Source organism: Winogradskyella vidalii, from assembly GCF_013403955.1.
Taxonomy (GTDB): domain Bacteria; phylum Bacteroidota; class Bacteroidia; order Flavobacteriales; family Flavobacteriaceae; genus Winogradskyella; species Winogradskyella vidalii.
Map to the genome: position 1 here is coordinate 966,938 of NZ_JABFDG010000001.1, position 21,325 is coordinate 988,262.

21 protein-coding genes are annotated in these 21,325 nt (G+C 33.4%); 15 read left to right on the forward strand and 6 right to left on the reverse strand.

Features of this window, described 5'->3' with window-relative positions; genetic code table 11:
• Positions 1-84: 84 nt before the first annotated feature.
• The 4 genes from HM982_RS03980 (at position 85) to yidC (ending at position 4,840) form a co-directional block, all read left to right on the forward strand.
• A complete protein-coding gene (locus tag HM982_RS03980; RefSeq protein WP_246296563.1) occupies positions 85-621 on the forward strand; it encodes a DUF922 domain-containing protein in 537 nt (178 codons plus the stop codon).
• 72 nt (positions 622-693) lie between these two features.
• Positions 694-921, forward strand: coding sequence for a DUF3820 family protein (locus HM982_RS03985; RefSeq protein ID WP_179351816.1), 228 nt, complete (start codon positions 694-696; stop codon positions 919-921).
• A gap of 228 nt (positions 922-1,149) precedes the next feature.
• A complete protein-coding gene (locus tag HM982_RS03990) occupies positions 1,150-2,775 on the forward strand; it encodes a CTP synthase (protein WP_179351817.1) in 1,626 nt (541 codons plus the stop codon).
• A gap of 145 nt (positions 2,776-2,920) precedes the next feature.
• On the forward strand, positions 2,921-4,840 hold the full coding sequence (gene yidC / locus HM982_RS03995; protein WP_179351818.1) for a membrane protein insertase YidC: 1,920 nt from the start codon (positions 2,921-2,923) through the stop codon (positions 4,838-4,840).
• A 284-nt stretch (positions 4,841-5,124) separates the two neighbouring features.
• On the opposite strand, the gene HM982_RS04000 is transcribed toward yidC, so the two are convergent.
• The gene (locus HM982_RS04000; protein WP_246296564.1) at positions 5,125-6,117 is read right to left on the reverse strand and encodes a fasciclin domain-containing protein; all 993 of its coding nucleotides are present in this window, start codon (positions 6,115-6,117) and stop codon (positions 5,125-5,127) included.
• Between the two features lie 62 nt (positions 6,118-6,179).
• On the opposite strand from HM982_RS04000, the gene HM982_RS04005 reads away from it, so the two are divergent.
• The 9 genes from HM982_RS04005 (at position 6,180) to HM982_RS04045 (ending at position 15,753) form a co-directional block, all read left to right on the forward strand.
• A complete protein-coding gene (locus HM982_RS04005) occupies positions 6,180-6,890 on the forward strand; it encodes a toxin-antitoxin system YwqK family antitoxin (protein ID WP_179351820.1) in 711 nt (236 codons plus the stop codon).
• 135 nt (positions 6,891-7,025) lie between these two features.
• On the forward strand, positions 7,026-8,219 hold the full coding sequence (gene mnmA, locus HM982_RS04010; RefSeq protein WP_262886534.1) for a tRNA 2-thiouridine(34) synthase MnmA: 1,194 nt from the start codon (positions 7,026-7,028) through the stop codon (positions 8,217-8,219).
• Positions 8,220-8,303: 84 nt separating this feature from the next.
• On the forward strand, positions 8,304-9,926 hold the full coding sequence (locus tag HM982_RS04015; protein WP_179351822.1) for a S8 family serine peptidase: 1,623 nt from the start codon (positions 8,304-8,306) through the stop codon (positions 9,924-9,926).
• Between the two features lie 152 nt (positions 9,927-10,078).
• A complete protein-coding gene (locus tag HM982_RS04020; protein WP_179351823.1) occupies positions 10,079-11,023 on the forward strand; it encodes an NAD(P)H-dependent flavin oxidoreductase in 945 nt (314 codons plus the stop codon).
• A 184-nt stretch (positions 11,024-11,207) separates the two neighbouring features.
• Positions 11,208-12,680, forward strand: coding sequence for a potassium/proton antiporter (locus tag HM982_RS04025; protein WP_179351824.1), 1,473 nt, complete (start codon positions 11,208-11,210; stop codon positions 12,678-12,680).
• Between the two features lie 154 nt (positions 12,681-12,834).
• On the forward strand, positions 12,835-13,350 hold the full coding sequence (locus HM982_RS04030; protein ID WP_179351825.1) for a DUF3124 domain-containing protein: 516 nt from the start codon (positions 12,835-12,837) through the stop codon (positions 13,348-13,350).
• A gap of 106 nt (positions 13,351-13,456) precedes the next feature.
• Positions 13,457-14,836 carry an MATE family efflux transporter gene (locus HM982_RS04035; protein ID WP_179351826.1) on the forward strand — a complete coding sequence of 460 codons (1,380 nt, stop codon included), beginning with the start codon at positions 13,457-13,459 and terminating at the stop codon, positions 14,834-14,836.
• A gap of 123 nt (positions 14,837-14,959) precedes the next feature.
• Positions 14,960-15,187, forward strand: a complete 228-nt coding sequence (locus HM982_RS04040) for a hypothetical protein (RefSeq protein ID WP_114310042.1) — start codon at positions 14,960-14,962, stop codon at positions 15,185-15,187.
• Positions 15,187-15,753, forward strand: coding sequence for a phosphatase PAP2 family protein (locus tag HM982_RS04045; protein ID WP_179351827.1), 567 nt, complete (start codon positions 15,187-15,189; stop codon positions 15,751-15,753). Before HM982_RS04040 ends, HM982_RS04045 begins: the two co-directional genes overlap by 1 nt.
• Positions 15,754-15,775: 22 nt before the next feature.
• Here the strand turns inward: HM982_RS04045 and HM982_RS04050 are convergent, their stop codons facing one another.
• The 5 genes from HM982_RS04050 to HM982_RS04070 form a co-directional block, all read right to left on the reverse strand.
• Positions 15,776-17,392, reverse strand: coding sequence for an ArnT family glycosyltransferase (locus HM982_RS04050; RefSeq protein ID WP_179351828.1), 1,617 nt, complete (start codon positions 17,390-17,392; stop codon positions 15,776-15,778).
• Complete coding sequence (locus tag HM982_RS04055; protein WP_179351829.1) at positions 17,385-18,008, reverse strand: lipid-A-disaccharide synthase N-terminal domain-containing protein; 624 nt, start codon at positions 18,006-18,008, stop codon at positions 17,385-17,387. Before HM982_RS04055 ends, HM982_RS04050 begins: the two co-directional genes overlap by 8 nt.
• A gap of 18 nt (positions 18,009-18,026) precedes the next feature.
• Positions 18,027-18,743 (reverse strand): glycosyltransferase, encoded by a 717-nt coding sequence (locus HM982_RS04060; RefSeq protein WP_179351830.1) that lies wholly within the window; start codon positions 18,741-18,743, stop codon positions 18,027-18,029.
• A 63-nt stretch (positions 18,744-18,806) separates the two neighbouring features.
• The gene (locus tag HM982_RS04065) at positions 18,807-19,397 is read right to left on the reverse strand and encodes a hypothetical protein (RefSeq protein ID WP_179351831.1); all 591 of its coding nucleotides are present in this window, start codon (positions 19,395-19,397) and stop codon (positions 18,807-18,809) included.
• A gap of 11 nt (positions 19,398-19,408) precedes the next feature.
• Complete coding sequence (locus tag HM982_RS04070) at positions 19,409-19,963, reverse strand: DUF2911 domain-containing protein (RefSeq protein WP_179351832.1); 555 nt, start codon at positions 19,961-19,963, stop codon at positions 19,409-19,411.
• A gap of 166 nt (positions 19,964-20,129) precedes the next feature.
• Here HM982_RS04070 and HM982_RS04075 point away from each other — a divergent pair, with 166 nt between their 5' ends.
• Positions 20,130-20,729 carry an RNA polymerase sigma factor gene (locus tag HM982_RS04075; protein WP_179351833.1) on the forward strand — a complete coding sequence of 200 codons (600 nt, stop codon included), beginning with the start codon at positions 20,130-20,132 and terminating at the stop codon, positions 20,727-20,729.
• Entirely contained in the window at positions 20,713-21,282 is a 570-nt protein-coding gene (locus tag HM982_RS04080) for a hypothetical protein (protein WP_179351834.1), read from the forward strand. The genes HM982_RS04075 and HM982_RS04080 overlap by 17 nt, the downstream gene beginning before the upstream one ends.
• The last annotated feature ends 43 nt before the right edge of the window (positions 21,283-21,325 follow it).

Consider the following 21,325-nt stretch of genomic DNA (forward strand, 5'->3'; position numbering starts at 1 on the left):
TATTTTAAGTTGATTTTCAGTATAATATCATATTTTGCATTTTAATTTAGAAAATAAAATACTGTTTAATCAGAATTTATAACATTGAAAAACGTAATCATCTCTTTAATCTTTCTTTTTGTTGGAAGTATTTCTAACGAAGAAACGCTAATGTGGAATGAAACTACCAAGCTAACCTGGGCAGATTTTAAAGGACAACCCGATTCAGAATCTGATGCTGTTGCTTTAACGGCATCAGGAATTACATTTGGGTATGCCGTAAAAACATCTGGTGAAAGAATTGTAGATTTTTCCACGACGGTTGAAGCCCATTTTTACCCAAATAAATCGTGGTATCTTAAAGAAAAATCAAACGCCCATATTTTAGAGCACGAGCAATTACATTTTGATATTACCGAACTCTACGCACGTAAGTTTAGACAGCAATTAACTAAACTTAAAGTTAACCAAAATGTAAAAGCGCAAATGGATCGACTTCACACGGCTATAAACGAGGCTGTAAACGAAACTCAACGCCGTTACGATAAGCAGACCAAGCATTCTATGAATATTGAAAAGCAAAATGAATGGGAAGCTTTCATTGAAAATGAACTCAAAGAATTAAATGAGTTTAAGTCTTAAATTGTTTTTATAAAGCCGATGGCTAGCGGGGAGAAATCTCACTATTTTATTTCAAATTAAATTTATTATATAATGGAATTAGACGGTACAGTTTTAATAGAATTGGCACACTATAAAATGCCTTTTGGAAAATATAAAGACCGTTACTTAGTTGATGTTCCTGAGCATTATTACATCTGGTACCAACAAAAAGGATTTCCACAAGGAAAACTTGGTCGTATGATGGCTCAAATGTGCGAAATTAAAATTAATGGTCTAGAGGAATTGATTTATAATATACGTCGAGACTTTAAGAAATAAGGGTTTAAAATACGCTGTTTAATCGAGGTGTTTGTAATTGGGTTAAGGGGTTATTTTCTTTTTTAATCGTTTAGCTTAAAAAATAAGTATGTTCTAACAGTACAAATTATTTTAAAAGCCTTGATTTTAGTATGGTAATCCACTAAACAAATAACATATCAACAAACCATAAACAAATAGAGAATAACTCATTAAATTTTGTAATTTTGCCTGCGTTAAATACGCATTATGACCACAAACCCTAAATATGTTTTTGTTACAGGAGGCGTGTCTTCTTCTCTTGGAAAAGGCATTATCGCTGCCTCTTTGGCAAAGCTCTTACAAGCCCAAGGTTACAGAGTTACCATTCAGAAATTAGACCCTTATATTAATATTGATCCCGGGACTTTAAATCCTTACGAACACGGTGAGTGTTATGTAACGGATGATGGTGCCGAAACGGATCTAGATTTAGGGCATTACGAACGTTTTTTAAATGTCGCAACATCTCAAGCTAACAATGTCACTACAGGTAGAATTTACCAAAGTGTTATTGATAAAGAAAGACGAGGTGAATTTTTAGGTAAAACAGTACAAGTCATTCCCCATATCACAGATGAGATTAAGCGTCGTATCCAAATTTTGGGTAATTCTGGTGATTATGATATTGTAATTACTGAAATTGGAGGTACGGTTGGTGATATTGAGTCTTTACCATATATTGAAGCTGTAAGACAGTTAGAATGGGATTTAGGAGAACATAACACCTGTGTTATTCATTTAACATTAGTACCTTATTTATCTGCTGCAGGTGAATTAAAAACCAAACCTACCCAACATAGTGTTAAAACATTGATGGAAAGTGGCGTGCAAGCTGATATTTTGGTTTGTAGAACAGAGCACAAACTAAGTGAAGGTCTTAAAACTAAACTAGCCCGTTTTTGTAACGTTAAAAAGGAAGCGGTTATAGAATCTATTGACGCATCAACTATATATGATGTGCCAAATTTAATGTTAGAAGAAGGTTTAGATAAAGTGGTTTTAAATCAGCTGATGTTAAAGAATGACGTTCCAGATTTAAAACGTTGGAATGAGTTTTTAAAGCGTCATAAAAGTCCTAAAAGTGAAGTTACTATAGGTTTAATTGGTAAGTATGTAGAGCTTCAAGATTCTTATAAGTCTATTTTAGAATCGTTTATCCATGCAGGTGCCGAGAATGAAGTCAAGGTTAATGTAGAACCTATTCATTCCGAATATTTATCCGAAAGTAATATTGAATTCAAATTAGGTCATTTAGATGCTGTTTTAGTTGCTCCAGGTTTTGGTGAGCGCGGAATTGAGGGTAAAATTGAAGCGGTTCGTTTTGTACGCGAACAAAATATTCCATTTTTAGGTATCTGTTTAGGAATGCAAATGGCAGTTATAGAATATGCCAGAAATATCCTGAATATTAAGGATGCAAATTCTGTAGAAATGGATGGGCAAACGCCAAATCCTGTAATTAATTTAATGGCATCTCAAAAAGATGTGGTTAATAAAGGCGGAACAATGCGTCTAGGAACATGGGATTGTCAGGTTGAAAAAGATAGTATTGCTTATGAGGTTTATAAATCTGAAATGATAACAGAACGTCATAGACACCGTTTTGAATTCAATAATAGCTATAAATCTCAATTCGAAAAAGCAGGGATGAAAGCTACAGGTATGAATCCAGAAACTGGATTAGTAGAAATTGTAGAGATACCAAGTAATAACTGGTTTGTTGGTGTGCAATACCATCCTGAATATAAGAGTACAGTAAAATGTCCACACCCTTTATTTGTTGCTTTTGTTGCAGCGGCATTAAAATATAAAAATAAAAACAAGCAGAAATAATATGTCACTTTGGCGTAAATAAATGTTTTGGATAACTATTTGAGTTACGTTATTGTTACCTTATAAAGACCTGTCAGGATTTTAAAAACCTTACAGGTCTAAAACTGAAAAGATTAATTAGATTACCGCTTTTGCGGCACATAGTATGGAAGAAAAGAAATTCGACGTTAAATCTATAATAGGCTTTGTCCTCATATTTGGGATTCTATTATATATAATGTACCAAAATCAGCCAACACCAGAAGAGCTTGAAGCACAGAAAATAGCTGAGCAGGAAAAAGTTGAAGCAGAGCAAAAAGCGAATCAGCAGAATGATGCCTTAGTCACTACACCAAACGATTACGTAAATACACAAGATTTAGATTCTACACAGCGTGCTGCGCTACAAAATAAAGTGGGGTCGTTTGCCTATGCTTTAACTCTGCCATTAGCAACTGACAAACAAACGACGGTTGAAACAGATGTTTTAGCACTTAAGTTTAATAATAAAGGTGGACAATTAGCCGAAGTAAAATTGCGGAATTTTGTTGATTATGATTCCGTGCCAATTTATATGGTAAAGGATGATAATAGTGCTTTTAATATCACTTTTGGAACTTCAGATAATCGCACACTCAATACACGAGATTTACCATTTCAGCCTAGTGTAACTAAAAGTGGTGACAATACGGTTGTTTCTATGCGACTTAAAGTTTCAGAAACAGCATTTTTAGAATACCGTTATGAGCTAAAGCCTAATGACTATATGATTGATTTTTCAATTAAGTCACAAGGTTTAAGTGGAGTGTTTAATACATCACAGCCTATTGCATTAGATTGGAGCCAAAAAAGTATTCGTCATTCTAAAAGTATAACTTATGAAAACCGTTATACAAGATTAACCTATATGCACGATGATGGTAAGGTTGATAAATTATCCCAAAATGGAGATGATGACGAAACAATTGAAGAGGTTGATTGGTTGTCTTTTAGACAGCATTTCTTTAGCTCTATATTAGTAGCAAAAGATAATCAATTAGATAATGTTACTGTGACATCTTCAGATTTGGTTGAAGACGAAGATATAGATACGTTGTATACAAAACAATTTGTTTCTAAAGTTCCTTTAGCTTTTAAAGGAGGAGAAATAAATAAAAACTTAGGCCTTTATTATGGTCCGACTGATAGTAAAACATTAAAAAATTACGAAAAAGGTTTAGAAGAAAGTATTCCATTTGGTTGGGGAATTTTTGGATGGATAAACAAAGCTTTATTTATTCCGTTATTCGGGTTTTTAAGTAGTTTTCTTCCTTATGGTATTGCTATTATTGTAATGACTATTTTAGTTAAAATTTTAATGTCTTTTGTACAGTACAAACAGTTTTTGTCTCAGGCAAAAATGAAAATCTTAAAGCCAGAATTAGATGCTGTAAGAGAAAAGTATAAAGACAACAAGTTAAAAGCACAACAAGAAACTATGGCTTTGCAAAATAGAGCAGGAGCAAGCCCATTGAGTGGTTGTTTACCTGGATTGATGCAAATTCCTGTGTTTTATGCCTTGTTTATGTTTTTTCCAACTGCTTTTGCATTACGTCAAAAAAGCTTCCTTTGGGCAGACGATTTAAGTTCTTTTGACTCCATTTACAATTTTCCTGATGGTTTTAGTATTCCATTTTATGGTGATCACGTTAGTTTATTTCCGATTTTAGCAGCAATCGCTATTTTCTTTTACATGAAAATGACTACTGGGCAGCAAATGGCAACACAACCTACACAAGAAGGGATGCCAGATATGGCTAAAATGATGAAGTATATGATTTACTTCTCTCCACTACTAATGTTAGTGTTCTTTAACAATTATGCTTCAGGATTAAGTTTGTATTACTTTATTTCTAACTTAATTAGTATCGGTATTATGTTAGTTATTAAAAACTATATTATCGATGAAGATAAAGTGTTAGCTAAAATTGAAGTGAACAAAACAAAGCCTAAGAAACAAAACAAGTTTCAGAAAAAAATGGCTGAAATGATGGAACAAGCTGAGCAACAAAAACAAGCTCAGCAAAAGGGTAAGAAGAAGAAATAATTATCTATCATATTAAAAAAAGCCTTAGCAAATTTGCTAAGGCTTTTTTTTATTCTCTTAATTAATAGGTGTGATTTCTTTTGGTTTAATCATAAACCACCTTTTCAGGTTTCATTGAACTTAAACTGCATCTAACGTTACAAATTTATTTAAGCTTTAAAAGCTTGCATAATTTCTCTTTATATTGAGATAAAAAAACCTTTCAAAACTAAATGTTCTGAAAGGCTTTCAACTAATTAATTAACCTAAAAATATATAAAAACAGTTCGTCTGAACATTAATTTTTATTGCATTGGTAAAAGTACAGTGTCAATTACATGTACCACACCATTCATAGTTTGAATATCAACTAATGAGGTTAAAATATTACTTACACGCTCATTTGGATCGGTTAGCGTAAAGGCACTATTATCAGCAGTGATGTCACCTCCTAATGTAGCAACAGTTCCGTTTGGTAAACTACTAGATTGTATATTTCCACTCACAATATGATAAGTTAATACAGCATCTACAGTAGCTGAATCTAAATCGCCTAGAGCAGTGTTTCCAGAAGGGTCTAACTCAACTAATAAATTAGCAAAAGCATCATTTGTAGGTGCGAAAACTGTAAATGGTCCTGCGTTAACATCAGATACAGTTGCAATATATGGTACTGTTGGTGTTCCGGTATCTGCTAATTGTAAAGCAGCTACTAAATTAGATAAAGCTGGGTTAGTTGTTGCAAATGTAGCAATAGTCGGCAACCCAATTACTTCATCAACAATATGCACTATTCCATTTGAAGCCGTATTATCTGCACTTGTAACGGTTGATGATCCATTCAACATAACACCATTTGATGTGGTAAAGTATAAACTTAAGTTAGTGTCATTCGGACCTGTGGCAGCAGTATTTGTATAACCTGAACCTAAATTTACTAAATCGGATGAGCTTACAGATGAACCAATAATAACATGGTTTAATAAGATGTTTCGTACTAAAGCTTCTTCTTCAGACGATAAGTTGTCTAAATCTAATCCTGTTGCATCTAACAAATCAGCAAAAGCGTCATTGGTTGGAGCAAATACGGTAAACGGACCAGCACCTTGTAAAGTACTTACTAAATCTGTAGCCTCTAAAGCAGCAGCTAGAGACGTTAAATCGTTTTCTAATGCTACATCAACAACTGTTGTTGGCGCTTCAATTGAGGTGTTATCATCATCGTCACTACAAGAAGTTAAACCTATAACCATTAGAAATACTGTCAGTAATTTGAAGTTTTTTGAAATAATTTTCATTTTTTTGAGTTTTAAATTGTTCAACATTCAAACCTTGCTGGTTTGTTTAACAAAACTATAAAATGATTAAACAAAATATTGTTTTGCTTTCTTTTTTAACACTGTTTTTAACAGTTGGCTATGCACAAAAATCAAAAAATCAGTATGATAATGCTGGAAAACGCCATGGTTTATGGACGAAAAACTACCATAAAACCGACCAAAAACGTTATGAAGGCGTATTTAAACATGGTAAGGAAATCGATTCGTTTAAGTTCTATACCTTATCAGCGGGAAAAAGCGTTTTAAGTGCTGTTAAAGTGTTTAATGAAAAGGACAGTATTGCTGATGTTACCTTTTTTTCTTCAACTAAAAAAGTGATTAGTGAAGGTAAAATGGATGGTAAACGTTTTATTGGTGAATGGACGTTTTATCATAAAAACTCTTCTGATAAAATGATTGTGGAGCATTATAATAATGATGGATTACTCGAAGGTGAACGCTTTGTGTATTTTAAAAATGGTTCACTTGCCGAAAGTTCTAATTATAAAAACGGAAAACTTTATGGGGAATCTAAATGGTTTTCAGAACAAAATGTATTGCTTAGACATACCCATTATATAGAGGATGATTTAGAAGGTAAAGCCATTAATTATGATGCTGATGGTAAAAAAACTTCAGAAGGTGATTACTCTAAAAACGTCAAAGTAGGAAAATGGAACTATTATGAAAATGGTGAACTAACCAAAGAAATTAATCACACTACAAAAGAGGTGATATCTAAAAAGGAATAACTTAAATCAATACATATCATAGTATTTCAGAATGGCAATCTTTATAGGATTGCCTTTTTTATTTTGTAATTTTGGCGCAGGTTTTCGAACTAATAGTATTTAATCAAATAGAGGTTCCTGTTTTTTTTGCAGGAGATGTGTATGAAAAGAGTTATTGTAGGGCTTTCCGGCGGTGTAGATTCTAGTGTTGCAGCTTATCTTTTAAAAGAACAAGGCTACGAGGTTATTGGACTTTTTATGAAAAATTGGCACGATGATTCTGTGACTATTTCAGATGAATGTCCATGGTTAGAAGATAGTAATGACGCTATGTTAGTTGCCGATAAATTGGGAATCCCTTTTCAAACGGTAGACTTAAGTGTGCAATACAAAGAACGTATTGTTGACTATATGTTTAATGAATATGAAAAAGGTCGCACACCAAATCCTGATGTACTTTGTAATCGGGAAATTAAATTCGATGTCTTTATGGATATCGCTTTAGAATTGGGTGCAGATTATGTTGCTACGGGCCATTATTGTAGAAAATCCACTATTGAAAAAGAGGGTAAGGAAATTCACCAATTATTAGCAGGGACAGATCCTAATAAAGATCAGTCCTATTTTTTATGCCAATTGTCACAATCGCAATTAGCAAAAGCTTTATTTCCTATAGGTGAATTATTAAAACCTGAAGTACGAGAAATTGCTAAAGCTCAGGATTTAATTACTGCCGAAAAGAAAGATTCTCAAGGCTTATGTTTTATAGGGAAAGTACGGTTACCCGATTTCTTACAACAGCAGTTAAAACCTAAAAAAGGCGCTATTGTTGAAGTTGATGCCACTTTTGAAACTTATAATAAAGTGCTTCCAGAATTTAATTCTAAAGAGACGGAATTAGAATTTCTATCTAAAAAACCAGTTTATCATATCACAGATGGAAAAGTTGTTGGTCAACATCAAGGTGCTCATTATTTCACCAAAGGACAACGAAAAGGCCTTGGCGTTGGTGGCACAGTAGAACCGTTATTTGTTATAGATACCGATGTTAAAGACAATATTATTTACACAGGGCAAGGTAAACAACATCCCGGTTTATATAGAAATGTGTTGTTTGTTTCTAATGAAGAATTGCATTGGGTTAGAGAAGATTTAGCTTTAGGCGAAGGTGAAACAATGGCTGTAATGGCGAGAATTCGATACCGACAAACTTTAGAAAAAGCGACATTACATAAAGTCGCTTCAGGATTATACGTAGAATTTGAAAACAAACAATCAGCTATTACTGAAGGTCAATTTGTGGCTTGGTATTTAGAAGATGAATTAGTGGGGTCGGGAGTTATTTCTTAACTTAAAAATTAAGATTTCAGCATTTAGACTTTTTTTGAGACCAGACAGGTCTTACTAGATTTTTTAGCAACAAAAAGTAAACACATGAGAAGAATTTTTATATTAATTTTTTTAGTTTTTGTTGCTGTTTATAGCAATGCTCAACAAGATGCTTGGGTTTATCTCACAGACAAGCCAAACGTTTCAAATTCAATAGCCAATCCAATCAGTGTACTGTCTCAGAAAGCAATTGATAGAAAACAACAGCAAAATATTGTTATCGATGCACGCGATGTACCTGTAAATGAAACTTATATTTCAGAGTTAAAAAACCAAGCAGGAATTACTGTTTTGGCGAAATCAAAATGGTTTAATGCAATACATGTTAGAGGAACTGAGATCGCTATTAATGCTCTAGTCGACTTAACTTTTGTAAATCATATCGACTTTGCGAATCCTAATTTAAATACCTTATCCCGAGGAACTTCAGATTATAACCAAACTGACGTTGAAGACGAAACCATTGCTTTTACTTATGGAGATACACAAAATCAAGTTGAAATGATTAGTGTCCACGAGTTGCATTTAGCAGACTTTACAGGTGAAGGCATAACTATTGCGGTAATCGATGCAGGTTTTCCTAGTGTTAATACAATGGATGCTTTCCTACGTTTACGAGATAATAATGATTTGTTAGGAGGCTATGACTTTGTAGATAGAACTTCGGATGTGTATGCTTCAACGGCAAGTGATCATGGCACTAAAGTTTTGAGTACAATGGCGGCCTATGTTGAAGGTGAATTTGTTGGTACCGCACCAGATGCTTCATATTATGTATTTAGAACTGAAGATGCAGGAAGTGAAAATCCAGTTGAAGAAAGTTATTGGGTTGAAGCTGCTGAGCGTGCTGATAGTTTAGGCGTTGACATCATTAATACTTCTTTGGGTTACACTACTTATGACAATGCTGATTATAGCTACTCCCCATCAGATATGAATGGTCAAGTAGCTTATATTTCAAGAGGTGCTTCTATTGCTGCAGAAAAAGGAATTTTAGTGATTGTAAGCGCCGGAAATTCTGGTGCTACAGATTGGCAAACTGTTGGTGCACCTGCAGACTCGCCAGATGTGCTTAGTATAGGCGCTGTTGATGCTAATGGCGATTATGCGTACTTTAGTTCACAGGGTAGTGCTGCTCAAGTTGGGTATCAGAAACCCGATGTCGTTGCTAGAGGTGGTGCCGCATATGTTATTGATGAAAATAATACCATTGTACAAAATAATGGCACGTCTTTTAGTAGCCCAATCCTCTGTGGTGGTATTGCATCTTTGTGGCAGGCGATTCCAGAGGCATTGCCGACTGAAATTATGGATTATGTAAGGCAATCAGCCTCTCAATATAATGCGCCAGATGACTTTTTGGGGTATGGTATTCCAGATTTGTTTCAAGCTAAAAATTTAGCATTATCTTTTGATGAAACAATTCGTACTGCATTTCATTTTTATCCGAACCCAGTAAGGTCTAACTTAAATATTGAAATTCCTTCATCTATTGCTCAATTAGAGGTTGTTATTTATAGCCAATTAGGTCAAGAAATGGTACGTCAGGTGGTAACTGAAAACGCAAATAGCATTAATGTTTCCAATTTGGTTTCAGGGCTGTATTTAATTCAGGTTTCCTCCGATGAAGCTTCTAAAACATTTAAATTTATCCGAAGTTCTAATTAAAGTAGTTTTTCTGTTTGATGGCATTGCTGTTTCAAAAATGGCATAAGAACGGTTTCGATTAAATATGAATATACAGTCGAAATTTATACGTTTTTAATCGTGAGTTTCACTTGAATTTACGATTTTTATAAAAATGCAATACATTCAATACTATGGACAATAGAATTACATCACTTTTCAATATAAAACACCCTATAATTCAAGCAGGAATGATTTGGAATAGTGGTTGGAAATTAGCTTCTGCAGCTAGTAACTCAGGCATATTAGGTTTAATAGGCGCAGGGTCTATGTACCCAGATGTTTTGCGAGAACATATTCAAAAATGTAAAGCAGCTACTGACCAACCGTTTGGTGTTAATGTACCGATGTTATATCCAAATATTCAAGAAATTATGGATATCATTGTTGAAGAAGGGGTAAAGATTGTTTTTACTTCAGCTGGAAACCCAAAAACGTGGACCAAATGGTTACAAGAGAAAGGGATAACGGTTGTACATGTAGTGAGTAGCGTAAAATTCGCTTTAAAAGCTCAAGCTGCAGGTGTTGATGCTATAGTGGCCGAAGGTTTTGAAGCTGGCGGACATAATGGAAGAGATGAAACGACTACGTTGACCTTAATACCTATGGTAAAAGAACAACTCGACATTCCATTAATTGCGGCAGGCGGTATTGCTACAGGACAAGCCATGTTAGCCTGTATGGTTTTAGGTGCCGATGGCGTGCAAGTAGGTAGCCGATTTGTAGCGAGTGAAGAGTCTTCAGCTCACCAAAGCTTTAAGCAGGTGGTTGTTGATGCTAAAGAAGGTGATACTCAATTAACCTTAAAAGAATTAGCACCAGTTAGATTAGTGAAAAATAAATTCTTCAATGATATACAAGACCTCTATAAAACGAGTCCAACGGCAGAAGAATTAAAAGCATTATTAGGTAGAGCAAGGTCAAAACGTGGTATGTTTGAAGGCGATTTAGAAGAAGGCGAACTTGAAATAGGACAAATTTCAGGCTTAATACAAGATGTAAAACCGGTTGCTGAAATTGTAGAAGATATGCTTGTCGAATTTAAAGCCGCAAAGGAGGCTGTAAATTTATTGAAATAAAAGGCGGTTATCTCAGTGTAAGGTTTTGTTAATCTAATAATTAAATCGAGCTATTTATACTGAAATAGAGTTTATTAAGTCTTTAATTTATGAGTTAATAATTTGTTACTCCATAAGATTTTAATCTAACATATTTGTCGTTAATTTTTGATAAAAAAACTAAATTTGCCCAAGCTAAGAGCGTATGAATTTAACTATCGAAAATATATTATTGGTTGGGTCGCTATTACTTTTTATAAGTATAATAGTGGGAAAGACGTCTTATAAATTTGGGGTTCCAACCTTAATACTTTTCTTAGCTATAGGGATGCTGGCTGGTTCAGATGGTATTGCAGGTATCCGTTTTGATGACCCTAAATTAGCACAGTTTATAGGTATTGTTTCGCTTAATTTTATATTATTTTCTGGAGGTTTGGATACTAATTTTAAGGCAATAAAGCCCATTCTAAAAGAAGGTTTAGTATTGTCAACTCTTGGCGTTCTGCTTACCGCGGTTACTCTCGGGACTTTTGTCTGGTTTGTTACTGATTTTACTATTTACGAAAGTATGCTTTTGGGTTCCATTGTATCATCTACAGATGCTGCTGCTGTATTTTCAATTTTACGTTCAAAAAACTTAGCTTTAAAAACAAATTTACGACCAACATTAGAGTTAGAAAGTGGGAGTAATGACCCTATGGCTTATGTGTTAACATTGGCTTTTTTGACTTTAGTAATTAATCAAGATTTAAGCCTTTGGTCTATTATTCCCCTGTTTTTGCAACAAATGATTTTAGGTGGTATAGCCGGATTTGTTTTTGGTAAATTAAGTAAAATTATCATCAATAAAATTAAATTAGATTTTGAAGGACTTTACCCTGTCTTAGTCATCGCGTTAATGTTTATTACATTTTCGGCGACTGATTTTGTCGGTGGTAATGGATTTTTAGCCATTTATATCTGTGCTGTTTATTTAGGAAATCAGGATTTAATACACAAATCAACCATTTTAAAAATGTTTGACGGTGTGGCTTGGTTAATGCAGATTGTATTGTTCTTAACTTTAGGCTTACTCGTTTTTCCTTCAGAAATTATCCCTTACATGGGCATTGGTTTGCTTATTTCTGTTTTCTTAATTGTTGTAGCAAGACCTGTAAGTGTTTTTATAAGTTTAATGTTTTTTAAAATGAAACTTAAAAGACGCTTTTATATTTCGTGGGTGGGCTTACGAGGTGCTGTACCTATTGTATTTGCAACTTATCCACTTTTAGCGGGTATTGATAAAGCCAATATGATATTTAATATTGTATTTTTTATTTCGGTGACTTCGGTTTTAATTCAAGGTACAACTTTATCTGTTTTTGCAAAATGGTTAAAAGTGGTTTTACCAGAAAAAGTTAAACCGATTGCCGAGAACGACAGGTATATTCTTAATCTACCCAAATCAGTAATGGAAGAAGTCTCAATTCCACCAGATAGTTTTGCTGTAGATAAACGAATTATAGATTTACACTTTCCTACATCAGCTTTTATTGTCATGATTAAACGGAATGATAAGTTTGTACGTCCTGGAGGCTCTACAATTATTGAAGCTAAGGACACACTTGTGCTTCTTTTGGATAAGGAAGACAGTTTAGATGAAGTCAATCAGATTTTAGAATTAACTTCTGCACCTTAAAACCTTTTTACTTCTTTATGTTGTTATTTGAACTCAAATCTTAGCGATGTTGCTGTTTAGATTATTGAAAATTATGAGTTTACAGTTTAATAAATGATAAAAAATATAATCAATTTATTATCTTTAAAACAATCAATACTTAAACCTAATTGCTATGAAAAAAACAATCCTTTTAATTCTAGTTTTAGCACTATTTAGTTTTAATTCTTGCAATGAAATTTTAGGTAAAGAAGAATTCGAAAAAGTAAATTGGTCGGAACGTGAAGCTAATATCACAGCTGTAGATTCTTTAATGTCAGGAGAATCCTATTTATCCGTTTATTCTCAAATTTATAGTTATTCCCAGCATAAAATTTATAATTTAACGGCTATGGTGAGCATTAGAAATGCGAGTATAAGTGATAGTATTTATCTCTCAAAAATAGACTATTACGATAGCGATGGTGACTTATTTAAGTCTTATATTGAAAACCCTGTGTTTGTGAAACCGATGGAAACTTTAGACATTGTAATTAATGAAGTTGAAATAGCAGGTGGCACAGGTCCCAATTTTATTTTCGATTGGTTGATACCTAAAAATTGTCCAGAACCTATCTTTGAAGGTGTTATGACGTCGACTTCGGGTCAGCAAGGGTTATCTTTTATAACCCATGCCAAAAGAATAGATTAAAGGTTTGGTGTAAGGCGTAAAAAGATTAAAATAAGTACTCAAATAATCTTTATTATTTACAAAAATTTTCATTCTTAAAACTAAAAGGAAGTAGTACTTTTACGCCATGGTTTTAAGTCAATACACTAAAGAATTTAGATACAATCTAAAACTCGCATCTCCTGTGATGTTGGGTATGCTTGGTCATACCTTTGTTAGTTTTGTAGATAATATAATGGTGGGCCAATTAGGTGCCGCTGAACTAGCTGCTGTGTCGTTGGGTAATAGCTTTATATTTATTGCCATGTCTTTAGGGATTGGTTTTTCTACAGCTATTACACCTTTAGTTGCAGAAGCTGATTCTGAAAATAACTTCCAAAATGGAAAATCGGTCTTTAAACATGGCCTTTTTCTTTGCACGGTTTTAGGTTTTATTTTATTTGGCATTTTACTATTTGCTAAGCCCTTAATGTATATTATGGACCAACCAAAGGAAGTGGTAGATTTGGCCATTCCGTATTTAGATTTAGTGGCCTTCTCTTTAGTTCCACTTATTGTTTTTCAGGCTTTTAAGCAGTTTAGTGATGGATTGTCGTTAACAAAATACCCAATGTATGCAACCATAGTTGCTAACGTGCTCAATGTGGCTATCAATTATGTACTGATTTTTGGTAAATTCGGATTTCCTGAAATGGGAATTGTAGGGGCAGCCGTTGGTACTTTAGTATCCCGTTTTGTTATGGTTGCTTATCTATGGTGGTTACTCGCTAAACGTAACAAATCTAAAGCTTATGTCACTAATATTAAGTTTTTTAGTCTTAGTAAAGCACCTATTAAAAAGTTGATAAATCTAGGATTACCAAGTGCTATGCAGATGTTCTTTGAAGTCGGTATTTTTACGGCTGCCGTTTGGTTAAGTGGAACTTTGGGAGCTAATGCACAAGCAGCCAATCAAATTGCATTAAATTTATCTTCAATGACCTTTATGGTGGCCACAGGTTTAAGTGTCGCTGCTATGATTAGAGTCGGTAATCAAAAAGGGTTAAAGGATTTTAAGGCTTTAAAACGTATTGCAGAATCTATATTTTTAGTCGGTTTTATATTTGCAGTCATTTTTGCTCTGTTTTTTGTGGTTTTTCATAAGTTTCTACCCAACATGTATGTGGATTTAGATGACCCAAAAAATGCCATAGATAATGCTGAAGTTGTACAAATTGCCGCTACATTATTATTAGCAGCTGCTGTTTTTCAAATTACGGACAGCCTTCAAGTGATTGCTCTTGGTGCTTTACGAGGCCTGCAAGATGTTAAGATTCCTACTTTGATTACATTTATTTCCTATTGGGTTATTGGTTTCCCAATTTGTTACTATTTAGGCAAAGCAGATGCTTATGGAAGTTTGGGCATTTGGATAGGGCTTATTGCCGGGTTGAGTGTTGCTGCAGTTTTACTGTTTATTAGGTTTCATTTTTTGACTAAAAATCTTATTGAAAAATCTTCTACATAAGAAAGAAAATATTCCTGTTTTGAACTTAATATATTAATTACATAGCTCAATCAAAATCAATATATTTGCATCCTAATTAATTACAAATTTTCGAGCTTTAAGCTGTCGATTTCAAACATTACCATGGAACTACCAAAATTCATATTAGGCGATAACACAGATTATCCTGAAGCAATTTTTATTATTCACACTGAATTCCCGCGTTTTATCATAAATCTTGAAAATGATGAAGTCGAATGGTTTGAAGAGTTCGACCAACACGATGAAAAGGAATTGGAAACTGAAACTGAAAATTACATTCAGCAAGCTACCGATTTTTACGATAGAGAAATTGCACGATACGACGACTAATGTTAGACCAGTTACTAGAATTAGATAAAAACCTATTTTTATATCTCAACAATTTAGGAACGGATACTTGGGACAATTTATGGTTAATTATTACCAATAAATTGACATCGATTCCTTTATATGCAACGTTACTATTTTTAATTTATAAAAAATACGGTTGGAAAGCTTTATTGCTATTAGTGTTCGTAGTTGCAGGTTTAATTACATTTACCGATCAAATCACTAATGTTTTTAAGGATGAATTTCAACGCGCAAGGCCTTGTAGAGCGGAAGGCGTAATGGATGTAATGCGTTATGTAGCACCGCGCTGTGGTAAATATGGTTTTTTCTCAGGGCATGCTTCTAATTCTATGGCAGTAGCTATTTTTACTGGCTTACTATTAAAACCTTACTTTAAAAATTTAATTTACTTATTACTCATATGGAGTTTTATAGTGGCTTACAGTCGTATCTATGTGGGTGTGCATTATCCTTTAGATATTATCTGCGGGTTAACTTTTGGTGCCATAGGAGGATTTGGTTTCTATAAGTTGTACATGTACATTCTTTATAGGTATATCAAATAAATCACTAGATTTTAAATCCGTTTTAGAATTGCTTTCTTGTAAGCTTATAAAGCTGATTGACCAATCGGGAACGGTAGTCTTTTTTCGAAAAATTTAAATCATAAGTCGCAACAAATTCAATCTTATAAAATTTTGAAAGTGCTTCAATGTCTTCAGGATTAGAAGTGGATGTCAATAAATTAAATTGAGTTTCTGTTGGAATAACTATACCATCATCAGTTTTAATACTCGGAATTTTATCACCATAGCTATAAATAGCTTCTGGCGAAACACCATCTAAGGTATAGAGTGAAATTTCATCTGCACTTATTTCAGATAAAGGTCTATAGTTTTCTTGTGATTGATTTTGAACTATCGGAAGCGCTAAAAACCCAATGATAAGCATAAATCCAATAACTAAATAAAATGTAGTTTTTATATTTTTCGCCTTTAAATGTTTGAAGATAAAAAAGCCAATTACCACCAATGCTATACTCGATAGAATATATCTTACTAAAATTATTCCTGATAAACTGGGTGCAATCACAAAACCGATGCCCCAAAACAACACTGCGATAAGCCCTATTAAACCAAACTGAAAATACACCGGAATCGTTTCTTTTTTCGACTTTAAATTCTTGAATTCTCGAATTAAATAGTCAATATAAAACCCAATATTAAAGGCTAAAGGAATTAAAACAGGCATTAAATAGCGAGATTTTTTTTCAGGAATTAGCGATAGTAAAATAACGGCTAAGATGGTCCAAAAAAAACTAAAACGATAGGCTTTTAAATTTATCACTCTAGTTTTTAGATACGGATATAATAAACTGATAAATGCAGGAATGGTCCATATACCACTTTGAACAAAAAAGCTCCAATAATAATAAAAAGGCCTAACATTATAACTATGCCAATTAGACGTTTCTCGCTCGGCAATTTTAATAAATGTTTCAGGATCTGCAACTCTAACATGCAGATACCACCAAGCTCCTAAAACCAATCCAAAAATCAAAAGACTTATTAGTTTTAGAAAATGAAGTATACCACCTTTATATTTAAAAACGATACCATATGTTATTATAAATGGTAAGAAAAGAACATATAGTGATACTGGACCTTTAGATAAAATAGATCCAGCTAAAAACACTACAAAAAGTAAACTTCTTAAAATAGATGTTTTTTCATTCTGAAACATTAAAAACAACTGATACAATGCCATAAGCATAAAACCGTGAGTGTAAATATCCCAAGGGGCTTCAACTGTAATCCCTATCACGTAAAAAGATGTTAAAGCAATAAAACCATTAATTAAGCTATGTGTTTTTGAAAGCTCTAATTTTTTTGATAAAATATAAATTGAAATCCCAATACTAGCCACAAATAAAAGTGCAGACCATCGTAAGGCTAAAACAGATGTAATACCAAAGACATAACCAAATGCTGCTGTAATCCATGTTGGTAAAGGCGGTTTTTGGTAACGGGCTTCGCCATTCATGGTGGTTAAAATCCAATTGTTGTCAGTAAGCATTTCTCTAGCCGAAATAAAATTTCGTGCTTCCATAATTGTCACCGGAATCGCATCAATTGTAAAACCAAGCATAACAATTACAAATAATAACAGACTAAGAATCGGATATTTTTCTATGTATTTAATCATTGCTCTGTCTTATTAAATAAGCGTTTCTTGCGTAAATTACTAAGCCAAATAAGTGGCCTACAAATAATACAGGGTCTTTTCTAATGATGGCATAAGTTAGAATCATTGATGCACCAATTAGGCTTAATACCCAAAAACCCATGGGTAAGGTTGATATTTTTTGACGTTCAGAATGAATCCATTGGTATACAAAACGCAATGTAAAAATAACTTGTGCTACAATACCTAACACTAATAGCCACATCGGAATATCTTCATTCTTAAATAATAATTCTAAGTCAATTTTATTGTTGTTGTAATAAAACAAGACAATTAAAATAGGGGCACCAATCAGTATGTATTGAATGAATTTAGGAAATTTTTGCCATTGGCCTTGCAGTTGTAAATTTCGGATATAAATAAAATAGGTTAAACTCTGACCTAACATTATGGAGAAATCTAAACGTAAATAGCCATAAATAAAAAGCAAAAATGAAGCAATTAAGCTGAGTAACCAGAACGTTTTTGGGGTAATAACTTTGCGTTGTTTTTCAGACGTAATCCATTGAATAATGAGTCGTGATGAAAATAAAATTTGAGCTAAAAACCCAATGCTGTAAATAATCCAGTCTTTCAAATTGAATGTTCGTTTTTTTTATTTACTAGATTTAGACACCTCGTAATTTATATATTTTTTCTTCATCCATAAATAGGCAAAACAATCTATAAGCGGTCCGAGAAGTCTATTCCAAAGTCCAAATTTAGCCGTGCCAGCCATTCTTGGAAAATGTTGAACTGTAATTTGTGTTACGCGTCCGTTTTGTAACATAATCATTGCTGGTAAAAAACGGTGTAAGCCTCTAAACATTGGGATGCGTTTGGCGTAGTCTGTTTTAATTACTTTTAGCGGACAACCCGTATCATCCATACCATCATGTGTAAATGCTCGTCTTATGCCATTGGCAATTTTAGAAGACATATTTTTTACAAACGAATCCTTTCGGTTAGAGCGCACTCCGGTTACCAATTCGTAAGAACCGATATGTTCTAAAAGGGTATTAAAATCTTCGGGTGAGGTCTGTAAATCAGAATCGATATAACCAACCAATTCAGAATCTACATAATCAAAACCAGCTTTAATTGCAGCACTAAGCCCTCTGTTTTCTTTAAATAAGATATAATCAAAAGCATCATTTCGTTCACAAATACGTTCAATTAATGCCTGGCTGTTATCGCTTGAACCATCATTCACAAAGAGTATTGAAGTAGTAACAGTAGCAATTTTAATATAACTAGAAAGTTCCGTTTCTACACGTTCTAGATTTTCCTCTTCATTATATACAGGAACTATAATGGTAAATTGATACGTCATGCAGTTAATTACTTAGTCGACACAAAAATATTCTTTTTTTATGATACAGAAAGTTTAATGGATTTATTTAGACATTTCCATTTTTAATCTTGCTGCATTAGCGGCTTCCTGTAGTGCTCGATTATCAGGGGTTTTTAAAGCTTTTTTTTCGGCTTCAACATATTCTGGGAAATCTCTAAACTTCATTTCTAATAAGGTTTCTGCTGTAGTGAAGTAAAGTAAAACTCCTATAAAAGCGATGATGCTTAGTCGAATTAAAAGTGTCGTATAAAACTTGCTTCTGCTATAAAAGAATTTAAAAATTATAAAGGCGTAGATTGGTATTAGGCTAACAAGTCCGATTAGGAGAATTATATTCCCGTAAGGCCAGCTTTGGTATTTAAATAAACTACTAATGGTTATTAAAGACAATACAAAACCAGTGCCTATAGCGCCAAGGATTCGTAACATGTTTGTGTCTTTAAAAGCTTCTTTTTTGAAGATATTTCTAAATCTAATTTGGTTTAAAAGTCCAAAACTAAAAATACCATATAATAATGATAAAAATAGGCAGAGTAAGCTAATTGATAAAGCTGCATATGGATAAGTAAACCATAGTCTTAGCAACATTAAAAGGGTAATGGCAGCGGAAAGAATGATTTCAGTTTGTTTCATTAAATTTTAATCTACTGAACACTATCAAGTGGTACTTCTATCAATGTGTTATCCCAAGCCATAGTTAGTTTTAAATTTCCCGTTTTATGATCAAAGGCAATCGTGAATTTTTCAACGGTTTCATCTATTTTTTGTGCTGGTACAACAAGTTCTAGTGCATCGTAGTTTGGATCCCACATGGGTTCCATTTTTTCGTTTACACCCCAATCGTATTGCTTGGAGTTAAACATCACGGTCCAAGTATCTTCTTTTGGTATGGTCCAGATGGTATATTTTCCTTTTTTTAATACAATCTCATCTATTATTAAGTCCTTATTGGTCTCAAAGGTCGTTGCTTCATTGGCACCGGTACGCCATACATTATCAAAAGGTACAAGCGCACCAAATACTTCACGGTCACGTTTTGAAGGACGGTTATATTCAACTTTTATTTTTAAATCGTTGAGTGCAATTTCGGCAGTATCTTTTGGACTTAAAGGCGGCGCAAATATATTTTCAACAAATATACAATAGCCTAATAGGCCAATAGCTGAAATGATCAAGAGAATTATGAGGCGTTTTAACATGGTTTAATCTAGATAGATTTTAATTTTTACATACAAGTGCAAACTTATGCATTCAATATTTAAAGATAATTGAAATCCATAACTTTATATATGTCAAACGTTGAATTTTATGGAAATCTTATAAAATTGAAAATATTTTGAAGATTCTTGCAACACTTCAATTTTTATGTCGTCTTTAAGATGTAACCAATCAAAAACCACAACTAAAATCACCACGTTTCAAATTCATATTGTTGAAAAATGCAGGCAGAATGATAGGCAAGCACAGATGCAATTGTACAATCAATACTGTAATGGTATGTTAGTCATAGCGCTTCGATTTGTAAAAGATACCATGGAAGCTGAAGATGTTGTGCAGGAAGCGTTTATTAAAGCATTTTCAAAATTAGAACAGTATAAAGCGGAAGTGAGTTTTGGTGCATGGCTGAAACGTATTGTTATTAATACATGTATTGATGTTTTAAAGTCCAAACATCAGCATTTGGTGACATTAGAAGATTGTCATTTAAACGTAGTAGAAGATAATGATGATACTGGGTGGACTGTTGATGAGAGTGTTACGGTTGAAGGCGTAAAATTAGCGATAGACTCTTTGCCCGAAAAATACAAGTATGTTGTACTACTGTATCTAATGGAAGGTTATGATCATAAGGAAATATCTGAAATTTTAAATATTACAGAGGTGGCATCTCGTACACAACTATCGCGTGGAAAACAGAAATTAAAGGACGTATTAAAATTAGAAAAGAATGGGACAAGATCTTAGAGAACTATTTGAAGTAGACCCAAAAAATCAGCATACAAAAATGTCTGAAGGGCATGAGGTTCGTTTTCTTGAAAAATTAGAAAATGAGTTTCCTACAAAGAAAAAACAAACTAACAGGTTCGGGTTTTTAAATATAGCAGCGAGTGTCATAGTATTGTTAGGGTTGAGTTATGGAGCGTATCAATATTATCAGGTTCCAACAAAAACAGTTGAACCTACTAAAGTTGTTGATACCCAAATAAAAACCTTAGGCGATGTGTCACCAGATTTAAAAAAGGTGGAAGATTACTATTTAGCAAGTATTAATCTGGAGTTATCTAAAGTGCAACTCACCCCAGAAAATAAAGAATTATTTGATGGTTACGTTGGAAGACTGAAAGAATTAAACGATGAATATAAAACCTTAACGCTAGAGTTAAACAACAACGGACCCAATACAGCTACTTTAGATGCACTTATTAATAATCTGAAGTTTAGACTCAATTTAGTGATGCGCCTTAAAGAAAAACTATTAGAATTTAAAGACGATTCCGTGACACAAGAAACTTTGTAAATCAGAATCAATCAATCAATCAAAAAACGAACAGATTTTACAC

Bases quoted from the DNA above. Each gene is read 5' to 3' on its own strand.
- HM982_RS03985 (WP_179351816.1), top strand. From the start codon at position 694: ATGGAATTAGACGGTACAGTTTTAATAGAATTGGCACACTATAAAATG.
- HM982_RS03990 (WP_179351817.1), top strand. From the start codon at position 1,150: ATGACCACAAACCCTAAATATGTTTTTGTTACAGGAGGCGTGTCTTCT.
- yidC (WP_179351818.1), top strand. From the start codon at position 2,921: ATGGAAGAAAAGAAATTCGACGTTAAATCTATAATAGGCTTTGTCCTC.
- HM982_RS04000 (WP_246296564.1), bottom strand. From the start codon at position 6,117: ATGAAAATTATTTCAAAAAACTTCAAATTACTGACAGTATTTCTAATG.
- HM982_RS04005 (WP_179351820.1), top strand. From the start codon at position 6,180: ATGATTAAACAAAATATTGTTTTGCTTTCTTTTTTAACACTGTTTTTA.
- mnmA (WP_262886534.1), top strand. From the start codon at position 7,026: ATGTGTATGAAAAGAGTTATTGTAGGGCTTTCCGGCGGTGTAGATTCT.
- HM982_RS04015 (WP_179351822.1), top strand. From the start codon at position 8,304: ATGAGAAGAATTTTTATATTAATTTTTTTAGTTTTTGTTGCTGTTTAT.
- HM982_RS04020 (WP_179351823.1), top strand. From the start codon at position 10,079: ATGGACAATAGAATTACATCACTTTTCAATATAAAACACCCTATAATT.
- HM982_RS04025 (WP_179351824.1), top strand. From the start codon at position 11,208: ATGAATTTAACTATCGAAAATATATTATTGGTTGGGTCGCTATTACTT.
- HM982_RS04030 (WP_179351825.1), top strand. From the start codon at position 12,835: ATGAAAAAAACAATCCTTTTAATTCTAGTTTTAGCACTATTTAGTTTT.
- HM982_RS04035 (WP_179351826.1), top strand. From the start codon at position 13,457: ATGGTTTTAAGTCAATACACTAAAGAATTTAGATACAATCTAAAACTC.
- HM982_RS04040 (WP_114310042.1), top strand. From the start codon at position 14,960: ATGGAACTACCAAAATTCATATTAGGCGATAACACAGATTATCCTGAA.
- HM982_RS04045 (WP_179351827.1), top strand. From the start codon at position 15,187: ATGTTAGACCAGTTACTAGAATTAGATAAAAACCTATTTTTATATCTC.
- HM982_RS04050 (WP_179351828.1), bottom strand. From the start codon at position 17,392: ATGATTAAATACATAGAAAAATATCCGATTCTTAGTCTGTTATTATTT.
- HM982_RS04060 (WP_179351830.1), bottom strand. From the start codon at position 18,743: ATGACGTATCAATTTACCATTATAGTTCCTGTATATAATGAAGAGGAA.
- HM982_RS04065 (WP_179351831.1), bottom strand. From the start codon at position 19,397: ATGAAACAAACTGAAATCATTCTTTCCGCTGCCATTACCCTTTTAATG.
- HM982_RS04070 (WP_179351832.1), bottom strand. From the start codon at position 19,963: ATGTTAAAACGCCTCATAATTCTCTTGATCATTTCAGCTATTGGCCTA.
- HM982_RS04075 (WP_179351833.1), top strand. From the start codon at position 20,130: ATGTCGTCTTTAAGATGTAACCAATCAAAAACCACAACTAAAATCACC.
- HM982_RS04080 (WP_179351834.1), top strand. From the start codon at position 20,713: ATGGGACAAGATCTTAGAGAACTATTTGAAGTAGACCCAAAAAATCAG.